27 protein-coding genes are annotated in these 24,152 nt (G+C 71.5%); 17 read left to right on the top strand and 10 right to left on the bottom strand.

Annotation, left to right across the window (positions count from 1 at the left end):
• Positions 1 to 540 precede the first annotated feature (540 nt).
• The 3 genes from ASC56_RS12995 (at position 541) to ASC56_RS12985 (ending at position 4,476) form a co-directional block, all read left to right on the top strand.
• Positions 541 to 2,058 carry a glutamate-cysteine ligase family protein gene (locus ASC56_RS12995; protein WP_055491469.1) on the top strand — a complete coding sequence of 506 codons (1,518 nt, stop codon included), beginning with the start codon at positions 541 to 543 and terminating at the stop codon, positions 2,056 to 2,058.
• A gap of 387 nt (positions 2,059 to 2,445) precedes the next feature.
• A complete protein-coding gene (locus ASC56_RS12990; protein WP_055491468.1) occupies positions 2,446 to 3,246 on the top strand; it encodes a CPBP family intramembrane glutamic endopeptidase in 801 nt (266 codons plus the stop codon).
• Between the two features lie 432 nt (positions 3,247 to 3,678).
• Entirely contained in the window at positions 3,679 to 4,476 is a 798-nt protein-coding gene (locus tag ASC56_RS12985; protein WP_055491467.1) for a DUF899 domain-containing protein, read from the top strand.
• 110 nt (positions 4,477 to 4,586) lie between these two features.
• Here ASC56_RS12985 and ASC56_RS12980 read toward each other — a convergent pair whose 3' ends face one another.
• The 4 genes from ASC56_RS12980 to ASC56_RS12965 all read right to left on the bottom strand — a co-directional run bounded on the left by ASC56_RS12980 (position 4,587) and on the right by ASC56_RS12965 (position 7,373).
• Positions 4,587 to 5,006, bottom strand: coding sequence for a nitroreductase family deazaflavin-dependent oxidoreductase (locus tag ASC56_RS12980; protein ID WP_055491466.1), 420 nt, complete (start codon positions 5,004 to 5,006; stop codon positions 4,587 to 4,589).
• 247 nt (positions 5,007 to 5,253) lie between these two features.
• A complete protein-coding gene (locus tag ASC56_RS12975) occupies positions 5,254 to 5,547 on the bottom strand; it encodes a DUF1330 domain-containing protein (protein ID WP_055491465.1) in 294 nt (97 codons plus the stop codon).
• A gap of 33 nt (positions 5,548 to 5,580) precedes the next feature.
• Positions 5,581 to 7,014, bottom strand: a complete 1,434-nt coding sequence (locus tag ASC56_RS12970) for an MFS transporter (protein ID WP_055491464.1) — start codon at positions 7,012 to 7,014, stop codon at positions 5,581 to 5,583.
• The gene (locus ASC56_RS12965; RefSeq protein WP_014173936.1) at positions 7,011 to 7,373 is read right to left on the bottom strand and encodes a MarR family winged helix-turn-helix transcriptional regulator; all 363 of its coding nucleotides are present in this window, start codon (positions 7,371 to 7,373) and stop codon (positions 7,011 to 7,013) included. The genes ASC56_RS12970 and ASC56_RS12965 overlap by 4 nt, the downstream gene beginning before the upstream one ends.
• Positions 7,374 to 7,491: 118 nt before the next feature.
• Between ASC56_RS12965 and ASC56_RS37915 the strand changes: the two genes are divergently transcribed.
• Entirely contained in the window at positions 7,492 to 7,935 is a 444-nt protein-coding gene (locus tag ASC56_RS37915; RefSeq protein ID WP_079102481.1) for an Imm21 family immunity protein, read from the top strand.
• 465 nt (positions 7,936 to 8,400) lie between these two features.
• A complete protein-coding gene (locus ASC56_RS37910) occupies positions 8,401 to 9,048 on the top strand; it encodes a PadR family transcriptional regulator (protein WP_079102465.1) in 648 nt (215 codons plus the stop codon).
• Between the two features lie 73 nt (positions 9,049 to 9,121).
• Here ASC56_RS37910 and ASC56_RS12950 read toward each other — a convergent pair whose 3' ends face one another.
• Complete coding sequence (locus ASC56_RS12950; RefSeq protein ID WP_055491462.1) at positions 9,122 to 9,550, bottom strand: SRPBCC family protein; 429 nt, start codon at positions 9,548 to 9,550, stop codon at positions 9,122 to 9,124.
• A gap of 296 nt (positions 9,551 to 9,846) precedes the next feature.
• On the opposite strand from ASC56_RS12950, the gene ASC56_RS12945 reads away from it, so the two are divergent.
• The 3 genes from ASC56_RS12945 to ASC56_RS12935 all read left to right on the top strand — a co-directional run bounded on the left by ASC56_RS12945 (position 9,847) and on the right by ASC56_RS12935 (position 12,624).
• Positions 9,847 to 10,404, top strand: a complete 558-nt coding sequence (locus tag ASC56_RS12945; protein WP_079102464.1) for a Clp protease N-terminal domain-containing protein — start codon at positions 9,847 to 9,849, stop codon at positions 10,402 to 10,404.
• A gap of 86 nt (positions 10,405 to 10,490) precedes the next feature.
• The gene (locus ASC56_RS12940) at positions 10,491 to 11,495 is read left to right on the top strand and encodes a DMT family transporter (RefSeq protein ID WP_055491460.1); all 1,005 of its coding nucleotides are present in this window, start codon (positions 10,491 to 10,493) and stop codon (positions 11,493 to 11,495) included.
• Positions 11,496 to 11,673: 178 nt separating this feature from the next.
• Complete coding sequence (locus ASC56_RS12935; protein WP_055491459.1) at positions 11,674 to 12,624, top strand: DMT family transporter; 951 nt, start codon at positions 11,674 to 11,676, stop codon at positions 12,622 to 12,624.
• A gap of 483 nt (positions 12,625 to 13,107) precedes the next feature.
• Here the strand turns inward: ASC56_RS12935 and ASC56_RS12930 are convergent, their stop codons facing one another.
• The gene (locus ASC56_RS12930) at positions 13,108 to 13,797 is read right to left on the bottom strand and encodes a pyridoxamine 5'-phosphate oxidase family protein (RefSeq protein ID WP_055491458.1); all 690 of its coding nucleotides are present in this window, start codon (positions 13,795 to 13,797) and stop codon (positions 13,108 to 13,110) included.
• 36 nt (positions 13,798 to 13,833) lie between these two features.
• Between ASC56_RS12930 and ASC56_RS12925 the strand changes: the two genes are divergently transcribed.
• Positions 13,834 to 15,165: an aminotransferase class I/II-fold pyridoxal phosphate-dependent enzyme gene (locus ASC56_RS12925; RefSeq protein WP_055491457.1), complete on the top strand. Its 1,332-nt coding sequence runs from the start codon at positions 13,834 to 13,836 to the stop codon at positions 15,163 to 15,165.
• 125 nt (positions 15,166 to 15,290) lie between these two features.
• On the opposite strand, the gene ASC56_RS12920 is transcribed toward ASC56_RS12925, so the two are convergent.
• Positions 15,291 to 16,238, bottom strand: a complete 948-nt coding sequence (locus ASC56_RS12920) for a DMT family transporter (RefSeq protein ID WP_055491456.1) — start codon at positions 16,236 to 16,238, stop codon at positions 15,291 to 15,293.
• A 74-nt stretch (positions 16,239 to 16,312) separates the two neighbouring features.
• Here ASC56_RS12920 and ASC56_RS12915 point away from each other — a divergent pair, with 74 nt between their 5' ends.
• A complete protein-coding gene (locus tag ASC56_RS12915) occupies positions 16,313 to 17,221 on the top strand; it encodes a LysR family transcriptional regulator (protein ID WP_055491455.1) in 909 nt (302 codons plus the stop codon).
• A gap of 28 nt (positions 17,222 to 17,249) precedes the next feature.
• Here the strand turns inward: ASC56_RS12915 and ASC56_RS12910 are convergent, their stop codons facing one another.
• Positions 17,250 to 17,717, bottom strand: coding sequence for a pyridoxamine 5'-phosphate oxidase family protein (locus ASC56_RS12910; RefSeq protein ID WP_055491454.1), 468 nt, complete (start codon positions 17,715 to 17,717; stop codon positions 17,250 to 17,252).
• Positions 17,718 to 17,886: 169 nt separating this feature from the next.
• Here ASC56_RS12910 and ASC56_RS12905 point away from each other — a divergent pair, with 169 nt between their 5' ends.
• Positions 17,887 to 18,540, top strand: coding sequence for a cysteine hydrolase (locus tag ASC56_RS12905; protein WP_055491453.1), 654 nt, complete (start codon positions 17,887 to 17,889; stop codon positions 18,538 to 18,540).
• A gap of 19 nt (positions 18,541 to 18,559) precedes the next feature.
• Here the strand turns inward: ASC56_RS12905 and ASC56_RS12900 are convergent, their stop codons facing one another.
• Together ASC56_RS12900 and ASC56_RS40580 are read right to left on the bottom strand one after the other, a co-directional pair.
• The gene (locus tag ASC56_RS12900) at positions 18,560 to 19,078 is read right to left on the bottom strand and encodes a Rieske (2Fe-2S) protein (RefSeq protein ID WP_055491530.1); all 519 of its coding nucleotides are present in this window, start codon (positions 19,076 to 19,078) and stop codon (positions 18,560 to 18,562) included.
• 324 nt (positions 19,079 to 19,402) lie between these two features.
• The gene (locus ASC56_RS40580) at positions 19,403 to 19,939 is read right to left on the bottom strand and encodes a hypothetical protein (RefSeq protein WP_159039640.1); all 537 of its coding nucleotides are present in this window, start codon (positions 19,937 to 19,939) and stop codon (positions 19,403 to 19,405) included.
• Positions 19,940 to 20,169: 230 nt separating this feature from the next.
• Here ASC56_RS40580 and ASC56_RS12885 point away from each other — a divergent pair, with 230 nt between their 5' ends.
• The 6 genes from ASC56_RS12885 (at position 20,170) to ASC56_RS12865 (ending at position 24,150) form a co-directional block, all read left to right on the top strand.
• Positions 20,170 to 20,667: a hypothetical protein gene (locus ASC56_RS12885; protein WP_055491450.1), complete on the top strand. Its 498-nt coding sequence runs from the start codon at positions 20,170 to 20,172 to the stop codon at positions 20,665 to 20,667.
• Positions 20,668 to 20,675: 8 nt separating this feature from the next.
• Complete coding sequence (locus ASC56_RS12880; RefSeq protein ID WP_055491449.1) at positions 20,676 to 21,260, top strand: saccharopine dehydrogenase NADP-binding domain-containing protein; 585 nt, start codon at positions 20,676 to 20,678, stop codon at positions 21,258 to 21,260.
• Positions 21,257 to 21,415, top strand: coding sequence for a hypothetical protein (locus ASC56_RS43090; RefSeq protein ID WP_371330065.1), 159 nt, complete (start codon positions 21,257 to 21,259; stop codon positions 21,413 to 21,415). The genes ASC56_RS12880 and ASC56_RS43090 overlap by 4 nt, the downstream gene beginning before the upstream one ends.
• A 45-nt stretch (positions 21,416 to 21,460) precedes the next feature.
• A complete protein-coding gene (locus ASC56_RS12875) occupies positions 21,461 to 22,312 on the top strand; it encodes a LysR family transcriptional regulator (protein ID WP_055491448.1) in 852 nt (283 codons plus the stop codon).
• Entirely contained in the window at positions 22,309 to 23,100 is a 792-nt protein-coding gene (locus tag ASC56_RS12870) for an RICIN domain-containing protein (protein ID WP_079102461.1), read from the top strand. Before ASC56_RS12875 ends, ASC56_RS12870 begins: the two co-directional genes overlap by 4 nt.
• A 276-nt stretch (positions 23,101 to 23,376) precedes the next feature.
• Positions 23,377 to 24,150 (top strand): HipA family kinase, encoded by a 774-nt coding sequence (locus ASC56_RS12865; protein WP_055491447.1) that lies wholly within the window; start codon positions 23,377 to 23,379, stop codon positions 24,148 to 24,150.
• Positions 24,151 to 24,152 lie beyond the last annotated feature (2 nt).

Raw genomic sequence — 24,152 nt, 5'->3', positions numbered from 1 at the left:
TCGCCTCTCATTCGACAGGCACGGTGAAGCGAGGGCGTGGTGGGGCTGGGCGGGCGGACGGCGCTGTCAGCTCTCGGGGTCAGAGGGGCGGGGGATGGTGCCCGGGCGAATGGCGGCGCTGTGGCGACAGGGCTCAGGACCGCGTGCGCCAATTCTCTGCCCCGTCCGCAAAGTTTATACGACGGGTGTTCATGCAGTGTTTCGTCTAGTCGTCCCGCGTATGACGAACAAGGGGATATTCGGTCGGCGATGAGCGGGATTCGTCCCGGTACTGTGCCGGTGCCGTGACCGCGACCTCGGAATACTCACGCGTAGCGGTCGGCCGATTCTCGTCGGCGTTTTTCACGAGCTGGTTGCACCGTGAAATTGCATGTTGCCTCATGCCTTGTGAATGTGCCCGGAGATGCCGCGCTCCCAGCGTAGCGGGCGACGGCCGCGCGGCGGGACGTTATCGATCGTCCTGTCGGGGCATCATCCACCGTGACCCCGCACAGCAGCGGCCGGCTCGTCGGCCTGCCCATCTTAGGAGGGATGCTTTCGATGGGAGAGAAGGTCGTGGCAGGGTCCTTCGACCTGTCCGCTCGTCAGCGCTACCGCAGCAAGCTCAGGCAGTGTCTGACGGGACTGGCGCGCCTGCTGGAGGAGAAGCGGTTCGATCGGCCCAAGAACCTCATGGGTCTGGAGATCGAATTGAATCTCGTCGGACCCGACGGTCTGCCGAGAATGATGAATGCGCAAGTGCTCGAAAGGATTGCCAGCCGAGACTTCCAAACAGAACTCGCCATGTTCAACCTGGAAGTCAACATAGCTCCACACCGGTTGGGCGGCAGGGTATTCGACCGGCTTGCCGAGGAGTTGCGCACCTCGCTGGCCTATGCCGACCGTAAGGCGAAGGAGGTCGACGCCGGAATCGTGATGATCGGCATTCTGCCCACGCTCGGCCGGGACGACCTGGTCTCCTCCAACCTCTCCGCCGTCGATCGCTACACCCTCCTCAACGACCAGATCGTGGCCGCGCGCGGCGAGGACTTCACGCTGGACATCGACGGTGTGGAGCGGCTCGTGTGCACCTCGCGATCGATCGCGCCCGAAGCCGCCTGCACCTCGGTCCAACTGCACCTCCAGGTCACCCCGGCCCGCTTCGCCGATGTGTGGAACGCGGCGCAGGCGGTCGCGGCGGCGCAGGTCGCCCTCGGCGCCAACTCGCCGTTCCTGTTCGGCCGTGAGCTGTGGCGCGAGTCCCGGCCACCGCTGTTCCAGCAGTCCACCGACACCCGGCCGCCCGAACTGCAGGCGCAGGGCGTGCGGCCGCGCACCTGGTTCGGGGAGCGGTGGATCACGTCGGCCTACGAGCTGTTCGAGGAGAACCTGCGCTACTTCCCCCCGCTGCTGCCGATCTGCGACGACGAGGATCCCCTGCGCGTCCTCGACGAGGGAGGCGTCCCCAAGCTCGCCGAACTCGTCCTGCACAACGGCACGGTCTACCGCTGGAACCGGCCCGTCTACGGCATCGCCGACGGTGTCCCCCATCTGCGGGTCGAGAACCGGGTGCTGCCCGCCGGTCCCACCGTCACCGACGTGCTCGCCAACACGGCCTTCTACTACGGCGTCGTCCGTGCTCTCGCGGATGAGGCGCGGCCGGTGTGGACGAAGCTGCCGTTCGAGGCCGCCGCCGCCAACTTCGACGCGGCCTGCCGCCATGGCATCGAGGCACGCCTGCGGTGGCCGCGGTCCGGCCGGCACGGGGGGATCGCCGAAGTGGACGCCGTGGACCTCGTACGCGACGAACTGCTGCCGCTGGCCGAGGCCGGGCTCGACGCATGGGGTGTCGAGCCGGCCGACCGGGACTTCTACCTCGGCGTGATCGAGGAGCGGTGCCGGCTGCGCGTGAACGGCGCCGGCTGGCAGGCCGCCACCTTCCACCGGGCCCTGGAGCGGGGGCTCGACCGGGACGCCGCGCTGGCCGAGACGACACGCCGGTACAGCCAGCTCATGCAGGTGGGAGAGCCCGTGCACACCTGGCCGGTCGGGTTACCGGAACCGGTGCTGCTGGGGTGAGCGGCCGGGTGCTGCTGGCGTGAGCGGCCGGGTGCTGCTGGGGTGAGCGGCCGGACGCCCGTCGCCGCCCGGCAACCAGGGCCTCCGTGCCCGCAGCGACGGTGAGCGACGGTGAGGACGAGGACCGTCGCCGCGCGCAGGGGGTCGGCCGCGCGCGCTCCGCGGCCATCGGGCAAGCTGTGACCCGCCAGGACGGTGGTGTCCTCCCAGCATCGACGACGGTCCCGGTCGAGACCGGTGCCGTGCAGCAGCCGTATGGCCATGCGAAGGGTGAGGTACGCCCTGTGCCGCGTCCCCGAACGGCCTGCCGCGCACGATCTTCGTCACCTGCGTGACCCTGGCGGGGCGAAGATGGGGACGAGGCGGGATCGCTCAACTGGAGGCGAAGTGCAGGTGGAGGCAGGGTCGGTGGCCGATTCCCATCCGGCGGAACGGCCGACGCGACGGATTCTCCGGGACGAGACGCTGCTGGTTCTGGGGCTCTCGCTCGGTGCCAGCGGGGTCTCCGCCCTGATCAGCTTTGTGGGGTCGGTCACCAAGCCGGGCAATCTCAAGGAGCAGGCGGCCACCCTCAACGCCTCGGCCGCCCCCGGCCGGCCCTGGCTCGATCTCGCCTGGCAGCTCTTCGGGATCGCGTCGGCGCTGGTGCCGGTCGCGCTCGTCGCGCACTTCCTGCTGCGGGAGGGCGCGTCGCTGCGCACCCTCGGCTTCGACCGGACGCGGCCCTGGCCGGACCTCGGGCGCGGGGCGGCGATCGCCGCCGTGATCGGCTCGACGGGCATCGCGTTCTACCTGGCCGCCCGGGGCCTGGGCGCCAACCTCACGGTGGTGCCGGAGGCGCTGCCCGACGTGTGGTGGAAGTTCCCCGTGCTGGTGCTCTCGGCGGTGCAGAACGCGGTCCTCGAAGAGGTCATCGTCGTCGGCTATCTGCTGCGCCGGCTCGGCCAGTTGGGCTGGACCCCGGGCACCGCCCTGGTGGCCAGCTCGGTGCTGCGCGGTTCGTACCACCTCTACCAGGGCATCGGCGGGTTCCTGGGCAACATGGTGATGGGCGTGGTCTTCGTCTGTCTGTACCGGCGCTGGGGGCGGGTCGGTCCCCTGGTGGTGGCCCACTCGCTGCTCGACATCGGGGCATTCGTGGGGTACGCACTGCTGGCGGGCAAGGTGGGCTGGCTGCCGACGGCGTGAAGGATCGGGGCAGGGGCGTACGAGGTGTTCGTCGCCCCTGTCGTGCTGTTACGCCCCTGTCGTGCTGTCACGCGAGCAGTTCGCCCTCGATGACGGTGACCGCGCCTCCCGTGAGTAGGGCGCGGTTGCCGCGGAGTTCCGTGCGGACCCGTCGATGCCGACGTTCGGGAAGAAACAGCGCCGCCCTCGGGCAGGCGGCGGGCGAACGCGGTCTCGGCGTGGTCGACCTCGCGGGCCACAGGTGGCCGGACCCGCGCGTCTCAACGAAGTCGGTCGTCCGCATGGCACTGACCTGCGTGGACTGGGATGGATCGAGACACGCCGCGGGTGCCCTTTGCCGCGATGAGTTCCGGCCGGGTCGCGAGTCTGTTCCGGTGACCGTCGTAGGACGCCGTACGAGGCTGCCCGGCACGAGACACCACGGAGGACACCATGACAACCACGCCGAGCGACCCGACCGCCGCGCTGCCCGGCCGCCCGCCCGTCGTCGACCTGGCCACCTGGCAGACCGCCCGTGACGAGCTTCTGGTCCGCGAGAAGGCCCACACCCACGAGGGCGACGCCCTCGCCGCGGCCCGCCGCCGACTGCCGATGGTGGAGCTCGACGGGACGGTCGAGGTCGTCGGACCTGACGGCCCGGTCCCGTTCCTGGACCTGTTCCAGGGCCGCGACGAGCTCGTGGTCTACAAGCACATGTGGTACGACGGCGCGCCGCACCAGGGGCAGTGCGAGGGCTGCACCACCACGGCCTGGCACCTGAAGGACGCCGTCTACCTCAACGCCCGCGGCGTCTCGTTCGCCATCCTGACGACGGGCCGGTGGGACGAGGTGGCGTCTTACGTCGAGTTCATGGGCTACACCCAGCCCTGGTACTCGGTGCGCGACGTGCACGCGCCGGTCGGGGGCCCCATGGGTTACCTCACCTGTTTCCTGCGCGACGGCGACCGCGTGTTCCTCACCTACTCCACGACGGGCCGTGGCAACGAGCGGGTCAACGGGTCCCTCGGCCTGCTCGACATGACGCCCTACGGCCGCGGCGAGGCGTGGGAGGACAACCCCGAGGGCTGGCCCCAGGGGCGCGGCCCGTGCTGGTCCTGGCGCTCGGACGCGGACGGGAACGCCACCTGGGGCCCGACCAGCCGCCCCGTGCCGCAGTGGACCCGCCCCGGCGCGACCCCCGTGGAGACCCTCGGCCGGCACGGCCACCAGGGGCTGTCCGGGCTCGAGTGAGACGAGACGGTCGTCCCTGTCCGGTCTCAGCGAACGTTGACCGATCTCAGCGAAGGTGACGTGGAAGGGAGCCCCCGACCACGTGGCGGGGGCTCCGTGGGACGGCCGGGTCAGTCGGCTGTACGCGTCAGCGCGACAACGGGTATGCGACGTCCGGCCCGCTCCTGAAATCCGGCGAAGTAGGGCGTGTACTCCAGCTGCTGGGCCCAGAGTCGCTCACGCTCCGCGCCTTCGACCTCGGTCGCCGTCACGTCGTACGTCTCGGTGCCCACCTCGACGCCGGCGGCCGAGTTGGCCAGCAGATTGTGGTACCAGCCGGGGTGACTCTCCCTGCCGCCGTTGGCGGCGAAGACCACGAGTCGGGCTCCATCCCGTAGGTAAGTCATGGGCATCGTTCGTGGTTGCCCGCTGCGGGCACCGGTGGTGGTCAGCAGCAGGAGGGGCACCCCCTCGAAGTCACCGCCGACGAGTCCGCCGGCGGACCGGAACTCGTTGATCACCAGCTGGTTGCGCTGTAAACGTTCCGACATGGATTTCGGTTCCTCCTGAGTATCCGGGGTCAGTGGCCAGCGGCAGACTGCGCGCAGGAATGATTCCCACGAAGCTGGTCGCAGTGACCGTGCTGAGCTGGTCTGGGTCAGCTCGATGGGCGGTCCGTTGATCGTGGTCCCCGAGTCCTGCATTAGCGCATGGGGCGGGTGCACGGAGTGGATCCGTCCTGGGCGAGGACAGTGGCTGTGATGATTGAGGTTCAGTGAAGATCCGACTGGACCTCGGTCAGTCGATGCCTTCGACGATGCGGAAGTCGCGCTCGACGCCGTCGGAGAGGGCGACCAGCGCCTCCTGGTAGGCCGCACTCTCGTGCGCCGCGACGGCCTGCTCGAAGCTGTCGAACTCGATCAGGACGGTGCGCTCGGCGATTCCGGCGTCATGCGCCACCACCCGACCGCCGCGGACGAGGACCCGACCACCCGCGGCCTCGACGGCCGGACCGGCCAGCTTGTTGTAAGCAGCCAGCTTCTCAGGGTCTGAAATGGTGCGGTAGGCGCTGACCCAGTAGCCCTTGGGCATGGAACCTCCAGTGTTGGGATGAGTGCATCTGACTTACGGGTTGGTCTCGGACGAGCGTCGGCGGGCGAGAGCGAGGCTTGTCAGCGTCGTGATCGCCATGGCGCCGATGCCGACCAGCGCCGCGGTGGTGTAGGCGCTGTCGTCGGGGAAGAGGTGGCCGGGGCCGGTGCCCGCGGCGAGGATCAGGCCGCCGATGGCGCTGCCCAGGGAGTACCCGACGCTGCGGACGACGTAGTTGAAGCTCATGGCGCTCGACGTCTCGCTCTTGGGGGTGACGGCCAGGATGACGCCGGGCATCGCGGCCGAGAAGCCGCCGACGCCGAAGCCGAGCACGCCCATCGCCGCGAACAGTTCGGCCAGGTCCGACCGGGCCGCCGCGAACAGGGCGAACCCGCTGCCGACCACGACGGCGCTGCCGGCCAGGAGCAGGGGGTCGGCGATCCGCGTCCGGACCCGCGGCGTGAGCTTGCCGGCGACGAACCCCAGCACCGAGAACGGGATGAGGACCAGCCCGGCGACGAAGGTCGTCAGCCCGAAGCCGTAGCCGGCGCCGTGCGGCGTCTGCGCGTACCGGGTGATGAGCGTGAGCAGGAGGTACATGCCGATCCCACCGACGAACATGGCGAGGTTCGCCCCGGCGACCGCCGGGTGCCGCACCGCCCGCACATCGACCAGGGGCGTCGTGCTGCGCAGCTCGATGACGGCCCAGACGCAGAGCAGCACCACCGCGACGACGGCGAGGCCCGCCGCCACGGCGAGGTGCCGGCTCCACAGATTCCGTTCGCCGGCGAGGAACAGCACCAGGAGCAGCGCAGCGGTCAGGACGACCGCGCCTGCCACGTCCACGTGGGCGGAGCGGCCTTCGGGGGCTTCGGGCATGGAGCGCCACGCGGTCAGGAGGGCGGCGGCGGTGACGACCAGGCCGAGGCCGTAGGCGGCCCGTACCCCGCCGAGCTCGGCGAGCAGTGCGGCCAGCGGGTAGCCGACGCCGGCCCCGATGATCGAGACCACCGAGATCAGGGCGATCACGGCCGCGCTGCGCTCCTCGGGGAGGTGGTCCCGGGCCACGCCCATCATCAGCGCCGTCAGCCCGAGCCCGACGCCCTGGGCCGCCCTGCCGGCCAGCAGCCACGCGAAGGGCAGCGGCAGCACGGTGAGCGTGCTGCCGGCGACGACGACCGCCAGCGTGGCGAGGATCGTGGCCCGCCGGTGCGGGCCGGCTCCGAGCCGGCCCAGGACCGGCGTGGCGACGGCGCCGCTGAGCAGCGCGACGGTCAGCGTCCACTGCGCGCTGCCGAGCGAGACGTGGAACGAGGTCGCCACGCTGGTGATGAGCGGCGTCCCGAGGCTGGCGACCGCCGCCACGACAAGAGCGATGAACATCAGGGCGGGGACCAGCAGCCGCGCCTCGGAACGCGCCACCGGGAACGCCTTCACCGCGCCCCCGCCGACCGGCTGCCCGGTCACTGCTTCGGCCCTTCGCGGTCCTGGCTTTCGAGCTCTGCCAGGTGCTTCAGCGCCGGAAGGGCCGCCACCAGCGCCTCGACCTCGTCGCCGGTGAGCTCGCCGATCAACCGCTCGAACGCGTGGACGCCCGCCTGGCGCCGCGTCCGGACATAGGAGGCGCCGGCCTCGGTCAGGCACACCAGCGTGACCCGCTTGTCGGAAGCGTCGCCCCGCCGCTCGACCAGGCCGGACTCCTCCATCACCCGGACCAGGGCGGTCATCGCGGGCTGGGTGACGCCCTCGACCGCGGCCAGATCGGTGATGCGCCGCGGGCCGGTCCGGTCCAGGGTGGCCAGGGTGGCGGCGGACGTCAGGCTCATGTCCCGGGGCAGGCGTCTCGCGGCCCTGGTGGCCAGGCCGTAGAGGGCTGCCCCGATGGCGGCGGACGCGCCAGGAGCGGTGTCTTGACGACTCATGCTCGAAGCATAGCATTTTTATATTCATAGTTTATGGAAATGGTTCGACTGGCGCGGGCGGCCTCGACCGCTGGGAGCCGGTGACGTCTCAGAGGCTGCCACTGCGCTTGTCCTGGCCGATGAACCCGCAACGACGTGCTTCCTGTCGGAGGAGTTGCTCTTCGTGCGATGGCTGGCTGCGGAATCGTCGGAGGAAGAAGTGCTCGCCGGGGCGGAACCGGTCATGGCCGACCCGGACACTCCATGGGAGGACGCCGGCTCGTGGGCCATTGACGGCCCGGCGGTGCTGATGGACTCGGCCGTAGCCGGCGCGGATCTCGGAGTGGAGTATCCCGGCGGTGGCCAGCCGGAACAGGCTCCCGTGCAGCTTCCGCCAGGCCGGTGGAGGGTCCGCGCAGTCCATACGAAGAACGAGTTCGCGTGGGTGGGCGTGGTGCAGCTTGTTGCCGAGGATGGCTCGGTCTGAATGCCGGCAGGGCAGGCTCGCCAGGGCGACCACAGCAGGGTCGAAGTCCAGGGCCGTCGCGGCGTCCCGCTCGACCCACGATTCGTAACCCACCAGGTCGTGCGAGGTCGCCGCCCAGTAGTCACCTGTGAAGGTCTTCTGCCCCTTGAGCGCGATGGACTTCCGGACTGGAGCGGCACGTTCGAAGGGCTCGTCGCAAAATCGGGCCAGCGATCCCAGTTGTCCGACCCCGTCGGCGCCGGCGAAACCCACCCGCACCTCTGACGCATACTCCCGGACGGCCCCCGACTTCACCGGCTCGCTCACGGCCACCTCCCCGACGCCCTCGCTCTCAGCGTCGGCCACCCGATACGAGGCCATGAGGCAGGACAGAACAGTCCCGCTCGGCAGGGGGTTGTCATGCCTGGAGTTCCGATATATCGTTGACGCATCGCGACAGATCAACGATGGAATGGAGTGATTGCGATGCGTTCGCGTGGACAGGACTTCGGATACGAGCGACACGGACACCACGGCGGCCCCGGCCAGCACGCTCGGGGCGGCTTCGACGGTCGGCGCGGAGCCTTCGGGCCCTTTGGGCCGGGTGGTCCCGGCGGTCCCGGCTTCGGTGGACCGGGCTTCTTCGGGCCTGGCGGCCCCTGGGGCGGGCGCGGCCGGGGCGGGCCCAGGGGAAGGGCGCGGCGCGGTGACGTACGCGCGTCGATCCTGGCCCTCCTCAAGGACCGGCCCATGCACGGCTACGAGATGATCCAGGAGATCGCCGAGCGCAGCGGCGGGGCCTGGAAGCCCAGCCCCGGCTCGGTCTACCCCACCCTCCAGCTGCTGGAGGACGAGAGTCTGATCACGAGCGAGACCGAGGGCGGCAAGAAGCTCTTCGCGCTCACCGAGGCGGGCCGTGCCGCCGCCGACGAGGGGCCCGAAGCGCCCTGGGAAGAGGCCTCGCGCGGCGTCGACTGGGAGGCGCTGCACGAGATCCGGCAGGCCGGGTTCGGTCTGATGGAGGCGTTCGGCCAGGTCTGGAAGACCGGCAGCAAGGACCAGCGCGACAAGGCCCTGGCGGTCATCAACGAAGCCCGCAAGAAGCTGTACCTGATCCTCGCCGACGAGACCTGACGGCGGGTGGCAGGTGCCTGACGGCGCCCCGCGGAATCGGTCCGCGGGGCGCCTCGTCGTCCGGGGGTGCCCCTCAGGACACCAACGCCGCCAGCCTGCGCAGTGACTCGTTGAGCGCGGCCGTCGCCGAGTCCTTCAGCTTGCCCGCCATCAGGGAGACCGCCGCGCCGGTGAACTCGCCGTCGATGCGGACCGTGGTCGCCTCGCCGTTGGGGGTCAGCGTGTAACGGGTGGCCACGTTCACCGCCATCGGGCCCTTCCCGCGGATGGCCAGGACACGTCCGGGCCGCAACTCGTCGATGGTCCACATCACTTCGGCGGGGAAGCCCATGAGCTTCATGTTCTCCTCGAAGGTACCGCCCACTTCCAGGGTCTCGGGGCCGCCCTTCGGGAAGCTGGTGTGGGTCGCGTTCCACTCGCCGTACGCCGACCAGTCGGTGAGCCGGGCCCACACCTTCTCGGCGGGCGCCTCGATGCGTGCTTCCGCGCTGACTTCGGCCATGCGACCACCCATTCGCCTCGGCTGCTGCGCCGGGCGCAGCTACGGTGTCGCGGAACGTAGCCGCAGGGCCCGGAACATTCAATACTGATGGACCGTCAGGGGCGAGGAGAGGTGGTTCGGTTCCGGGCTGCTCCGGTCGTTGCCCGTGAGGCGTAGGGCAAGGCGGCGCGCGGTTCTCCGGGAAGAACGGCTCCATCTCATCCCTGAGGAGGAGAACCCGGTCAGCGATGCCCAACCTGTGTCGGACGCGAAGATGCTGCCCGCCGAGGATGACCCGGGCCGGAGGGACTGATGAGGTGGGAGACGTGCCACCCCGTCATTCCCAGCGACCGGCCGCCGAGCGCGGCGCGTCCCGCCCGGACCTCGACACCGGGCTCACCGCCGAACTGGCGGCGGTGGTCGCGGGCGCCCGCAGGAGGGCGCTGCGGGACGGGGACCGGCAGGTCGACACGGCCCATCTGCTGCACACGCTGCTGGAGTCCGACCCCGAGGTGCGTGCGGTCTTCGAAGCTCCCCAGATCGCCCGGCTGCTCGGCTACCTCGTTCAACGCGCCATCGGTTACGGCCTGCGCTGGCAGAGCACGGTCGAGGACTCCGGCGCGGTGCCGTCGCCGAGCGAACCGGAGGGCTGGTCGCCGACGGCGGCGAGCGCGCTGGAGGGGGCGTACGGGCGGGCCGCGCGGCGCGGCGACGCATGTGCGCGTGGCCTGGACCTGCTCGCGGCGATCGTCGGGGACTCCGAGTCGCGGGCCGTGGAGGTCCTCGGCCGTGCGGGCGTCGACGTACGGGCGCTGCCGGCGCGCATCGAGGCGGAGAACGCGATGGAGGGGTACGCGCCCGGGGCCACCGGCTGAACCGCGGGCCGGTTCCAGCGCTCCCGGGTCCATCCCGTGAGACAGGTGCTATCGGGGGTGACGCTCATGTCGTCGCCTGCCATCATGTGCCGGTGCATACGTCTCAGGGCAGTCAGGGCAACCGTGGCAGGCGCGTCGGCCTGGGGCTCGCCCTCGCGTCGGCGGTCGCCTTCGGCGGATCGGGGGTCGCGGCCAAGCCGCTGATCCAGGCGGGACTCGACCCGCTCCACGTGGTGTGGCTGCGCGTCACGGGCGCCGCGCTCATGATGCTGCCGCTCGCCGTGCGTCACCGTGCGTTGTTGCGCGGCCGCCCCGCGCTGCTCGCCGGTTTCGGCCTGCTCGCCGTGGCCGGTGTCCAGGCCTGCTACTTCGCCGCGCTCTCCCGCATCCCCGTGGGCGTCGCCCTGCTCATCGAGTACCTGGCGCCCGCGCTCGTGCTCGGCTGGGTGCGCTTCGTGCAGCGGCGGCCCGTGACGCGCGCCGCGGCGGTCGGTGTGGTCCTCGCGGTCGGCGGACTCGCCTGTGTCGTGGAGGTGTGGTCGGGGCTGGGCTTCGACGCCCTCGGCCTGCTGCTCGCGCTCGGCGCCGCCTGCTGCCAGGTCGGCTACTTCGTCCTGTCCGACCAGGGCAGCGAAGCGGGTGACCGGGCCCCGGACCCGTTGGGCGTCATCGCGTACGGACTGCTCGTCGGCGCCGCCGTGCTGACCGTGGTCGCCCGCCCCTGGGGCATGGACTGGACCGTGCTCGCGAGTACCGTCCGCATGAACGGCACCCCCGTCCCCGCCGTCGCGCTGCTGGCCTGGATCGTCCTGATCGCCACGGTCCTCGCCTACGTCACCGGCGTGGTGTCGGTCCGTCACCTCTCGCCCCAGGTGGCGGGTGTCGTGGCCTGCCTCGAAGCGGTGATCGCGACCGTACTGGCCTGGGTGCTGCTGGGCGAGCACCTCTCGGCGCCCCAGATCGTCGGCGGCGCGGTCGTCCTGGTGGGCGCGTTCATCGCCCAGTCCTCGGCGCCCGCCCAGGGGGCCGCGGAGCCGGTGGCGAGCGGCGGCGCCGAAAGGGAGTTGTCGGTCCGCGGGACGGCGGCCTAAGGTGCTGATCATGCAGTTGGACGCACTCGTTCTGCCGCCCCCCGCCGCCTGAGGCGGGCCCCGGCCACCAAGCCCGGCACGCTGCCGGGCGGGACGGTGCTGCCCGCAGTAGAAGTCCACGGACCCCGATGCTCCGGGGTCCCTTTCCGAACTTCTGTGTATCTGCGGAGACCCACTCGTGTTGCATGCTTCCTCCGGCCTGCCCGTAGGGCGAGGCCTTCTCTATCTGATCGTCGCCGGTGCCGCCTGGGGCACCGCGGGCGCGGCCGCCTCCCTGGTCTACCGGACCAGTGACATGGGGCCCGTCGTCCTCTCCTTCTGGCGCTGTGCGGCGGGGCTCGTCCTGCTCCTCGCCGTCCGCCTGCTGCGCCCGCGCGTCCCGACGGCCGCACCCGAACCCCTCGGCCGCAAGGCGCTGCGGGCCGGGGCCACCGGCCTCGGGCTCGCCGTCTTCCAGACGGCCTACTTCGCGGCCGTCTCCGCCACCGGACTCGCCGTGGCGACCGTCGTCACCCTCGGGGCCGGACCCGTGTTCATCGCGCTCGGTGCCCGCCTCACCATGGGGGAGCGGCTGGGCCGTGGTGGGGTGACCGCCGTCGTCGGGGCCCTCGCCGGACTCGGGGTGCTGGTGCTCGGCAGCGGAGGTGCGACCGTGCGCCCGTGGGGTGTGCTGTTCGCGGTGGTGTCCGCGGTGGGGTACTCCGTCATGACGCTGCTCACCCGGTGGTGGGGCCGCGACGGCGGGGCCGACATGTCCGGTACGACCGTGTCGTCGTTCGCGGTCACCAGTCTGTGCCTGCTGCCGTTCGCCCTGTCCGAGGGGTTGGTGCCGCACACCGCCGCACCGGGCGCCCTGCTCTGGCTGCTGGCCTACATCGCGGCGGTCCCGACGGCCCTGGCCTACGCCCTCTATTTCGCGGGCGCGGCCGTCGTACGGTCCGCCACCGTGTCCGTGATCATGCTGCTGGAGCCGGTCAGCGCCGCGGTGCTCGCCGTCGCCCTGCTCGGCGAGCGGCTCACGGCGGCCACCCTCGTCGGCACCGCGCTGATGCTGGGCGCGGTCGCCGGGCTCGCGCTGGCGGAGGCCCGCGTGGCACGCGCGTCACGGGAAGAACCCCTCCTGGTGTGACGACGCGCGTGCGCGAACCGGTGGCCGGACAGCGGCGGGGCCCGGCCGGCAGCCGGACGCACAGGTGCGGGGTCCGGTGTCGGACCCCGCACCCCCCGAACCCCCACTGACGCCTCACGCCCGGAACCCCCACTCACGCCTCATGCCCCGCACGCGCCATGTGCCTCACCCGCGTCGCACGGTCGTGCGTCTGAGGCGTCGCGTCGCGGGGGAACCCCTCCTGGTGTGAGGACGCGCGTGCGCGAACCGGTGGCCGGACAGCGGCGGGGCCCGGCTGACGGCTGGAAGTGGCCCATCTGGCGGTGGAGCAGGCGGCGCAACGCGTCGTGGGCGAAGTGAAGCGGCTGGACGTGCGGCGCGAGCCCGGCAGGCCGTCCCCACGTGAGGGCGCACCCGACGTGCGCCACGGCGAGCTCCCCGAAGTCGTGGGCGGCGGGCCGGTGTCGCCACTCGGTGTCGCCGTCGGGTGCGTCCCAGAGTGGGTCAGCGTCCCAGGGCCGTCAGGTAGTCCGGCAGCTCGATGCCGGGCGCGAGATCGGCGTCGGCGAGCGGTGTGCCGTACTCCCTGCGGACCGGGACCACCCCGGCCCAGTGGGGGAGGGCGAGGTCCTCGGGCTCGTCCTTCACCCCGCCGGTGCGCACCTTGGCGGAGACCTCGTCCAGGTCGAGGCGGATCACGGCGGTGGCGGCCAGTTCCTTCTTGTCGGCGGGGCGGGAGTCCCGGGAGCGGCCCGCCACGACATGGTCGACGAGCGCGTCGAGGGCGGCGAGCTTCTCCTCGGGATCGGTGACCTGGTGGGCGATGCCGTGCACCACCACGGAACGGTAGTTGATCGAGTGGTGGAAGGCCGAGCGGGCCAGGACCAGACCGTCGACGTGCGTCACCGTGAGACAGACCGCGAGCCCCGGGTCGGCCTGACCCGTCATCCGCAGCGGGCGCGAGCCGGTCGAGCCGTGGACATAGAGCCGCTCGCCGACCCGCCCGTACAGCGTGGGCAGTACGACCGGCGCGCCGTCGCGGACGAAGCCGAGGTGGCAGACGTACCCCTCGTCGAGTATCGCGTGCACCAGGTCCTTGTCGTACGACGCCCGTTCCGCGGAGCGCGTGGGGACGGTGCGGTCGGTCGGCGTGTAGGCGGCGGCCGGCGACGGCGGCTGCTGGGTCCCCTGCATTGCGTTTCTCCATTGCACTAGTGCATAGTTTGATTTGTGCTAGGAGGATATAGGATCGAGGGGCGGCGCGCAGTGGAGATTGCGGCGAGCGTCGAGCGCGCGGTGGGTGCCGGTGACCTGGAGCCGGGGCAATTGCTGCCGCCCATGCGGGAGTTGGCGGTCGAGCTGGGGGTCAATCCCAATACCGTCGCGGCCGCGTACCGCACCCTGCGCGAGCGCGGGGTCATCGAGACCGCCGGGCGCCGCGGCAGCCGGGTGCGGTCCGCGCCGGCCACGACGGGGCGCGACCACATTCGCGTGGACGTACCCGTAGGCGTGCGCGACGTGTCGAGCGGCAATCCGGATCCGGCGCTGTTGCCGCCGCTGGCACAGGCGTTCACGGCGGCCGCCGTACAGAGCGACCGTGAGCCGGTTCTGTACGGTGACGTCGCGGTGGAACCGGAGTTGGCGCGGATCGCGCGGGCCGCACTGGACGCCGACGGGGTCCCGGACGGGCCGCTCGCCGTCGTCTCGGGATCACTCGACGCCGTGGAGCGCGTTCTCACGGCCCACCTCAAGCCCGGGGACGCGGTCGCCGTCGAGGACCCCGGGTGGGGCAGGACTCTCGATCTCGTTCCGGCGCTCGGGCTGCGCACGGTGCCGGTCGGAGTCGACGACGAAGGGCCGCTGCCCGGCGACGTACGCGGTGCGCTGGAAGCGGGGGCGCGGGCCCTGATCATCACGGACCGGGCGCAGAATCCGACCGGTGCCGCGGTGAGCGCCGCACGCGCGCGTGCCCTGCGGGCCGTGCTGCGGGCGCATCCGGAGATCCTGCTGATCGAGGACGACCACGGTCACGGGATCGTCGACGTGCCCCTCCATCCCCTCGCCGGGGTCACCCGGCACTGGGCCTTCGTCCGCTCCGTCGCCAAGGCCTACGGGCCCGATCTGCGCCTGGCCGTGCTCACCGGTGACACCCTCACCGTCGACCGGGTGCGGGGGCGGCAGCGGCTGGGGCCCGGCTGGGTGAGCCGGATCCTGCAGCGGGCCGTGGTGCGGCTGTGGGCCGACGGCACGGTGGACGCGCGAGCGGTGGCGGCGGCGTACGGGGAGCGGCGTGAGGCGCTGATCGGCGCGCTCGCGAAACGCGGTGTCGCGGCCCATGGGCGCAGCGGGATGAACGTATGGGTTCCCGTGCCCGACGAGACCGGCGTGGTCGCGCGGCTGCTGCACGCGGGCTGGGCCGTCGCGCCCGGCGCACGCTTCCGGATGAGCGCCCAGCCCGGCATCAGGATCACCGTCTCCACGCTGGCCACGGACGAGACCGGGCCGCTGGCGGACGCGGTCGCCGCCGCCCTCGGCCCGGCCCCCGCCCGGAGCTACGGCTAGCCCTTCTGACGTATCTCCGTGGGACAAGGAGCGGCGTCCGGTGCGGCGAGCGGGGGCACCTCCCGGCCGAAGGCCGGGGGCGCGTGCCGGACGTCGCGACGACTCGGAGATCCGTCACAAGCGCCCTACTTCTCGGGGCGGGCCTTCGGCCTGGACTGTGTCAGCGCCGCGCCCGCCAGCACGATCACCGCGCCGACCGGGGTCGACCAGGTCAGCGACTCACCGAGGATCGCGACGCCCGCCGCGGTGGCGATGACCGGGATGAAGTACGTCACCATCTGCGCCGTCGTCGGCCCGACCTCGGCGACCAGGCCGTACTGGATCAGCACGGCGAGTCCCGTGCCCAGGGCACCCAGGGCCGCCACCGCGAGCAGCGGCACGAGCGGGAAGCGGCTGGGGAGGGTGGTGAACAGCGGGGTGACCAGAGCCAGTTGGACGGTGGCCAGCAGCAGCTGCGCGCCGGTCAGTGACAGATGGGAGTGGCTGGATCCCGCCAGGGTGCGGCGGACGTAGATCCAGCCCACCGGGTAGGCGAGCGAGGCCAGCAGGGCCATCGCCGTGCCCGTCAGATCCAGACCGTGGAAGCCCTGCCAGACGCCGAGCACCGTCAGCACGCCCAGGAAGCCGATCCCGAGGCCCGCGACCCGGCGCCGGGTCGGCCGGTCCTCCGAGAGAGCGACCAGGGACAGGACCATCCCCCACAGGGGTGAGGTCGCGTTGCAGATTCCCGCGAGGGTGGACGGGATCGTCAGTTCCGAGTAGGCGAAGAGCGAGAACGGCAGCGCGTTGAGGAGGAACGCCGCGACCGCGAGATGGCCCCAGGTTCGGGCGCCGCGCGGCAGGCGCTCGCGCTTGACGGCGAGGGCTGCCGCGAGCACCGCCGTACCGAACGCCAGGCGGCCGAGTGTGACCTGGAACGGGGCGAACGCCCCGGTGCCGACCTTGATGAACAGGAAGCTGAAGCCCCAGATCAGGGAGAGGATGCCGAAACGGATCCGCCAGTCGAGGGCGACCCTGCGGCGGAGGGTGGGGGGAGTGGCGGTGACGGTTCGTTGGCCGGCGACGGTGCTCATGGCCGTAACTCTGGCTCAGTCGATCTCGTAGGACAATCGAGATTTCGCTCCCGGTACCTCGTAGCATTGCTTACATGTTGAACCTGGAGCGCCTGCGCACGCTCGATGCCCTGGCCCGACACGGCTCGGTCAGTGGCGCGGCCGAGGGCCTGCACGTCACGACCTCGGCCGTCTCCCAGCAGATGGCCAAGCTGGAGCGGGAAGTGGGGCAGCAACTGCTGGCCAGGAACGGGCGGGGGGTACGGCTCACGGACGCCGGCCGGCTGCTCGCCGATCACGCGGCACGCATCCTGTCGCAGGTCGAACTCGCCCAGGCCGACCTGGAGGCACAGAGCGGACAGGTGGCCGGTGAGCTGCGCCTGTCGGCCTTCCCCACCGCGGCGCGCGGGCTGTTCCCGACCGTGCTGGCCGCCCTGCGCGCCGCTCACCCCGCGCTGCGGCTGCGCTCGTGCGAGCTGGAACCCGAGGCCGGGGTCGCCGGCGTGGTGCGCGGTGACCTCGATCTCGCGATCGTCCTCGACTGGTACAACAAGCCGATGCCGCTGCCCGAGGGTCTGGTGAAGGCGGCGATCCTCGACGATCCCGCCGATGTGGCGCTGCCGGCCGGACACCGGCTCGCGGACCGTACGGAGGTCGACCTCGGGGAGTTCGCCGACGACGAGTGGATCACCTGGGGCGAGGGCGAGTTCTGCCACGAGTGGCTCGTGTTCACCCTGCGTTCCAAGGGCGTCGAGCCGTGCATCGGCCACTGGGCCGGCGAGACGCACACCCAGCTGGGGCTGGTCGCCGCCGGGCTCGGTGTGTGCGTCGCGCCCCGGCTCGGGCGCGATCCGGTGCCGGCCGGGGTGGTCATGGTGCCGGTGCGGCAGCGGGTGCGGCGCCACGTCTACGTGGTGTGGCGGGCCGACGCCGACCGCCGCCCGTCGATCCGGGCGGCGGTGGAGGCGCTGCGGGCGGCGGGACGGGCGGTCTCGGACGGTTGACCGGCGAAGATGCGCGCCGTCGGCCGGTCTACAGCGAGCCCAGCTTGCGGAAGTCCCAGGAGACGATCTTCTTCGGCGTCAGCCGCAGCCAGGCGTGGCTGCCGTCGTGCGGCATCTCCTCCAGGCCGAAGTTCTTGCGGGCGAACAGCATCTCCGGGACGTCGAGTTCGGCGCACAGCTCCCCGGTGCGCGGGATCTCGCCCACGAACTCCACCGTGCCGGACAGCTCGGCGCCGCGCAGGTGGTCGTACTCCTCGCCCGTGTCGATGACGACGGCGACCCGCGGGTCACGGCGCAGATCGGCCCAGCGCTTGCTGCGCACGACGGAGTACAACCACAGCGAGGTTCCGTCCCAGGCGAACCACAGGGCGCTCACGTGCGGGGCGCCGTCGGCCGACACCGTCGCCACCCGGCAGGTGCGCTGGGTGGTGAGGAATTCGTCCAGCTCACCGGGCGTCATCATGATCTTCCGGCCCCGGCGCTGAGTGTCGGTCATACGGTCCCCCTCCTCTTCTCCCACGTCGTGTCGGGGAGATCCTCTGACGTCACGTCAGAAGAGCATGATGTGTCTTCCGTCCGTCCGCAATGGTCGTTACGCTCGCCGCTCCCGACCGTCGACGACAAGGCAGCCATGCCGTCGTCACCGGCGCCCCCGGAGGCGAACCGTGCCCCAGCAACACGACCACCTCGGCGAACTCCTCGAACCCCGGACCACGGTGCTGCTCACCGTCGAGTGCCAGCAGGGCGTCGTGGGCCCGGACGGGGCGCTGCCCGAGCTCGCCGAGGAGGCACGCTCCTCGGGCGCCCTCGCCAATGTGGCCCGGCTGGTCGCCGCCGCGCACGAGGGCGGGGTGCAGGTGATCCACGCGGTCGCCGAGCGCCGCCCGGACGGCCGGGGCGCGAGCCGTAACGCCCGGCTCTTCCGCGCGGCCGAACGGCTCCCGGTCCAGCAGTTGTCCGGCACCTCGGCGGTACGCGTCGCGCCGCCCATCGAGGTGACGGAAGAGGACTTCGTCGTACGCCGGCTGCACGGTCTGTCGCCGCTGACGGGCACCGAGGTCGACGCGCTGCTGCGCAACCTGGGCTGCCGCACCCTGATCGTCACCGGCGTCTCGGCCAACGTGGCGATCCCCAACGCGGTGTTCGACGCCGTCAACCGCGGCTACGCCGCCGTCGTGCCCGCGGACGCCATCGCGGGGGTGCCCTCCGACTACACCCCCGCGATCATCCGCAACACCCTCGCCCTGGTCGCCACGGTCGCGACCACGGACGAGGTGCTGGCCTGCCTCGGAGCACCAGGCCGGACGGCGCGTGCCTGAGAGGCGCGGGGTCACGAGGTCACGCGAGCTTGATCTCGCCCCCGGCCACGGTGATCTTCGCGGCGGGCAGCGGCTGCGTCGCCGGACCCTTCTTCACACTGCCGTCGGTGGCGGAGAAGTGGCTGTTGTGACACGGGCAGGTGATCACGCCGTCGGCGATGCCCGTCACCGCGCAGCCCCGGTGGGTGCACTTGGAGGAGAACGCCTTGAACTCGCCGGCCTTCGGCTGGGTCACCACGACACCCTGGTCGGCGAAGACCTTGCCGCCGCCCTGGGGGATGTCCGCGGTCTTCGCCAGGACTGTGCCGCCGGAGCCGCCCGAGACGTTGTCACCGCCGCCGGTGCCGCCGCTGCCCGCGGTGCTGCCCGCGGTGCTGCTCGGGGAGCCGCCGTTCTGCGTGTCGGAGGAGCTCGACGAGGACTTGTTGTCCGAGCCCCCGCACGCGGTCAGCGCGACGGCGAGCCCTGTGGCGCCGACCGCCGCCACGACCGCGCGCCGGGCGGGTGTCGAGGCGGGCTGAAGCGATTCGCTGGTCATGCTGACGTTCCCTTCCACGGATGTCTCGTCGATCTGCACGGTGGTACGGCCCCCGGGCGGTGGCCGTTCAGACGGCGTCCACATCTTGACCCGTTCGGGATCAGCGGACCGTAAGTCACGCTGCTTACGCAGCAGATGTGGCCCGCGTACAGCACGCGACGGGACGCGCCTTCGGTTCTGTCGTCCCAGGGGTGGCGCACTGTCTGACGTGCTTGCGGTGGCGACGAGTCGTGACTGGCGTCGTCGGCATCGCAGGAGGGATGTCAACGACCTTGTAAGCACGGCGCTTTCGGAGCTGTCGGCGCTGGTCGTGCACATGACTGTTCAGGGGCTCGGTTCCGGCCAGAACGGTTGAGCCTGGCCGGCAGCGGCCTGAATCGCGTCCGCGTCCAGGACAAGGCTGGCGTCTTGAAACCCGCGCTGGGGCCACGCGCACGTCACGGTCAACGGCCCCGGCGGTGGCAGTGGCCATATCCACAGAGTCAGGCGCATGTCCTCGCGGTCATCCGGACCGCTCGAGCCGTACTCGGACTTGCTCACCACCAGCATTGGCCCACGCCCGCCGCGTAGGCCCGTCTCGTCATCCTGTGCCGCTTCCCGCCCGTCGGCGAAGCGGACACGGAAACACGGTTGCGGATACCACGGGCCAACTGCGACAGGCGGCATACCGCCGGGTGAGGATCCGCGCGTATGCGCCTCGACCTCGATCTCGACGCCGACCGGATACGCCAGGACCTGCCGGACGGCCACCACGAACCCATCCGAGCGTCCAATGAGTACCGGTCCCGTGACGTATCCGCCGATCAACCGCGGCGGCATGCGCCACTCGGGCAGATCATCGGCAACCCCGTTGTCCGGCATCCCAAGCACTCCCGGAGCGTACATCTGCCGACTGCGCCGGTGGCGGTGCTCCTGAAGGTCTGGCTCGCCTCACATGCCTGCCGGTTGCGAAAGCCGGCAGCCTCTTGACCTGAGAACCCCTCAGCAGCCGGGTTCGCCGGCGGTCGCTGCACATCACCAGGATCAGGCGATGCGCGTTCACCAATCCGGGCCGGAGGCTTAGGTATGGCTGACGGAGACGAGGAGGACCGGTGAGCGTGCTGGTGCTGGGCCTGAGCCACAAGAGCACGCCGGTGGCGGTCCTGGAACGGGCCTCGGTGACCGGGGACACGCTCAGCAAGCTGCTGCATGATGTGGCGCAGGCCGAGCCCGTGGCCGAGGTGTTCGTGGTCTCGACGTGCAACCGGATCGAGGTGTACGCCGACGTGGACCGATTTCACGCCGGCGTGACGGCGATCTGCGAGCTGCTGGCGCGCCACTCCGGTGTCCCCGTCGGTGACCTGATCCCCCACCTGTACGTGTACTACGAGGACCGCGCGGTGAGCCACCTGCTGGCCGTGGCCTGCGGGCTGGATTCGGTGGTGGTGGGCGAGGAGCAGATCGTCGGCCAGGTGCGCACGGCGATCAAGCTGGCCGACCGGCAGGGCACCATCGGACGGGTCCTGGCGACCTCGGTCGGCTCGCGCTGCGGGCGGCCAAGCGGGCCCGGGCCGAGACCGGGATCGGCCGGGCCGGGGCCAGCCTGCTGAGCCTGGCGGTGGAGCTGGCCTCCCCGAGCCTGGACGGGTTGGGCCTGGCGGGCCGGGATGTGCTGGTGGTCGGGGCCGGGTCGATGGGCGGCCTGGCGGTGGCGACCGCGGCCAGGAGCGGCGCGGCCAGCATCGTGGTGGCCGACCGGACGCGCCGGAAGGCGGAGCGGCTGGCCGCCCGGCCGGGTACGGCGGTGACCCGGGCCGCCGGGCTGGATGACCTGCCCGCCGTCATCGCGGAGGCGGACGTCGTGATCTGCTGCACCAGCGCGACCGGGCACGTGATCACGGCGGACATGATGCCCGCCCGGCGGCGCGGCACCCTGGTGCTCCTGGACCTGGCGCTGCCCCGCGACGTGGAGCCCGCCGTGGCGGACCTGCCCGGCGTGACGGTGGTCGGCATGGACACGCTCAGCGCATACCGGACTGCCGCCAGGACCGATGACGTCGCTGCGGTGCGGGCGATCCTGGATGCCGAACTGGCCGCGTACAAGTCGGCGGTCGACGCCGTCCGGGTCGCTCCCACGGTGGTCGCGCTGCGAGCCAAGGCGGCCGGCGTGGTCGACGCCGAGCTGGCCAGGCTGGCCGGCTGACCTCCGACGGGCTGAGCGGGCACGCGCTCGATGAGATAGCCCAGGCCGTGCGGCGGGTGGTGGACAAGCTCCTGCACGCGCCGACCGTGCGGGTGAAGGAACTCGCGGGCTCACCGGGGGGCCGAGCGATGAAGCCGATGTTGGGTACCAGCTGAATGCGGTGATTTGGCACCGATACCGTGCGGGTATCGTCACAGGTCATGGATCTACGCACGCTGCGCTATTTCGTGGCCGTCGCCGAGGAACTCCACTTCGGCCGGGCCGCCGCCCGGCTGCACATGAGCCAGCCGCCGCTGAGCCGGGCGATCAAGCAGCTGGAGGCCGACCTCGGTGCCGTTCTGCTGCACCGCTCCGCCGCAGGCGTCACGCTCACCCCGGCCGGGGCGGCGCTGCTGGACGAGGCGCGTACCCTGCTGGATCGGGCCGACCAGGCCCGCATACGCGTGGCCGCGGCGGCCGGCGCCGCGACCATCACCGTCGGCATCCTGGGCGACAGCTCCGACCGGGGCGCGACGCGGCTGGCCGCCGAGTATCGCCGACGGCACCCGGGTGTCGAGGTCCGCGTCCGCGAGACCGACCTGACCGATCCGACCTGCGGGCTGCGCGCCGGACTGGTCGACGTCGCCCTGACCCGCGCGCCGTTCGACGAGACCGGCCTGACGGTGCACGAGCTGCGCGCCGACCCGGTGGGCGCGGTGCTGCGCGCCGACGATCCGCTGGCCCGCCGCGACCACCTGACTCTGGCCGACTTGGCCGACCGGCCCTGGTTCCAGTTCCCGGACGGCACCGACCCGATCTGGCAGTCGTACTGGAACGGCGGCGAGCCTCGCGAGGGTCCGGTGGTGCGCGCCGTCCAGGAGTGCTTGCAGGCCGTGCTCTGGAACGGCACGGTCGGGATGACCCCGCTCGGGCACCACCCACCCGAGGAGCTGGCCGTGGTGCCTATGATCGACATGGCGCCGAGCCGCGTCGTGGCGGCGTGGAACGAAGGCGACGCGAACCCGATGATCCGGTCGTTCGTCCAGATCGCGACGGCCGCCTACCGCGAATGAGCGACTCCCGGACGGCGAACGCACTGCGGGGGCTGCTGACGTCCGGCACCAGCGGCTGGAACCCCAACCAGCAGAAGTACGCCACCGCCACCAGCCTGGCCGGGCCCTGGACCGCCTTCACCGACGTCGGCGACGCCACCGCCTATGGGTCCCAGACCGCGTACGTGCTGTCTGTCCAGGGAACTTCGGGCACGTCGTACTTCTACATGGGCGACCGCTGGGGCAACTCCATGGGCGGCACCGTCAGCGACTCCCAGTACGTCTGGCTTCCGCTGGCCTTTCCCACCAGGACCACGATGAATCTGCCCTGGTATCCGCAGATCGCCATCGACACCGCGGCCGGCACGGTCACCGGCGTGGGCGGCGGCCCGTACTACGACCTCGTGGCCGAACACAGTGGCAAGTGCCTGGACATCACCGACAACTCCGCCGCCGACAACGCGACTGCCCTGCAGTACACCTGCAACGGCCGCCTCAACCAGCAGTGGCGGCTGCAGGACGCGGGCGGCGGCTACGTCCGCGTCCTCGCTCAGCACAGCGGCAAGTGCCTCGACGTCGCGGGCGGTTCCACCGCCGACGGCGCCTACGTGAACCAGTACCACTGCACCACCGGCACCAACCAGCAGTGGCAGTTCCAGGACCAGGGGGGCGGCCACTACCGCCTGGTGGCCCGGCACAGCGGCAAGTGCCTCGACGTCTCGGACGCCTCCACCGCCAACGGCGCCCGCCTCATCCAGTGGCCCTGCGGCGCCGGTGCCAACCAGCGGTTCCAGCGACGCTCGGCGTGATGGTGCCGCACACCTGTGCCTCGATCGTGACCTTGGCGCGGTGGCTCGGGCACTCCTCGCCCGCGATCACCCTCGGTTACTATGCTCACTTCATGCCGGAGGCCGGAAGCAAGGGTCGCACCGCCATAGACGGACTGCTCGGGAGGCAGGGGGAGTCGCATGCCAGCCAAGACTCCCCAGGTTCTCCCCAGGGCCGTCGACGGACGATTCCCGCTGCTCCTCCCCTCCGAAGTTGGTCGTGGATCGCAAGGCTGAAGAGACGGGTGGCCTGGGGACATGTTGAAAGAGGTCACCGTGACCCGCTACATCACCCCCCTGCGTGAGGGCGGATCGCTGCCGGGGCTCGTCGAGGCCGACGATCTCGGGACCTACGTCATGAAGTTCACCGGCGCCGGACAGGGTCGCAAGACGCTCGTCGCGGAAGTCGTCTGCGGGGAACTGGCCCGCCGGCTCGGCCTGCGGGTGCCCGGACTGGTGACCATCCACCTCGACCCGGTGCTGGGTCTGGGCGAGCCCGACCAGGAGGTGCAGGAGCTGCTCAAGGCGAGCGGCGGACGCAACCTCGGCATGGACTTCCTCAGCCGCGCGATCGGCTTCGACCCGCTCGCCTTCGAGGTCGGCTCCCAGGAGGCCGGGCGCATCGTCTGGTTCGACGCGCTCGTGGGCAACGTCGACCGCTCCTGGCGCAACCCCAACCTGCTGATGTGGCACGGCGACCTGTGGCTCATCGACCACGGCGCCACCATGATCTGGCACCACAACTGGCCCGGCGCCGAGGCCTCCGCCGCAAGGCCCTACGACGCCTCCGACCACGCCCTCGCCCCCTTCGCGCCGGACGTGGCGGGCGCCGCCGCCGAGCTGGCCCCGCTCGTCACCGAGGAACTGCTGACCGAGGTGACCGCCGCGATCCCGGACGAGTGGCTGACCGGGGAGGCGGGCTTCGACACCCCGGACGCGCTGCGCCGGGCGTACGCGCGGCCGCTGCTCGCCCGCGCCGCCGTCATCCACGAACGCATCCGGGGCATCGAGACCCTCCAGGGGGGCAAGTGAGC

The sequence above is a fragment of the Streptomyces sp. TP-A0356 genome (assembly GCF_001417775.1).
Lineage (GTDB): Bacteria > Actinomycetota > Actinomycetes > Streptomycetales > Streptomycetaceae > Streptomyces.
The sequence above is the reverse complement of the archived record's forward strand: the minus strand, read 5'-3'. Positions and strand labels throughout refer to the sequence as shown.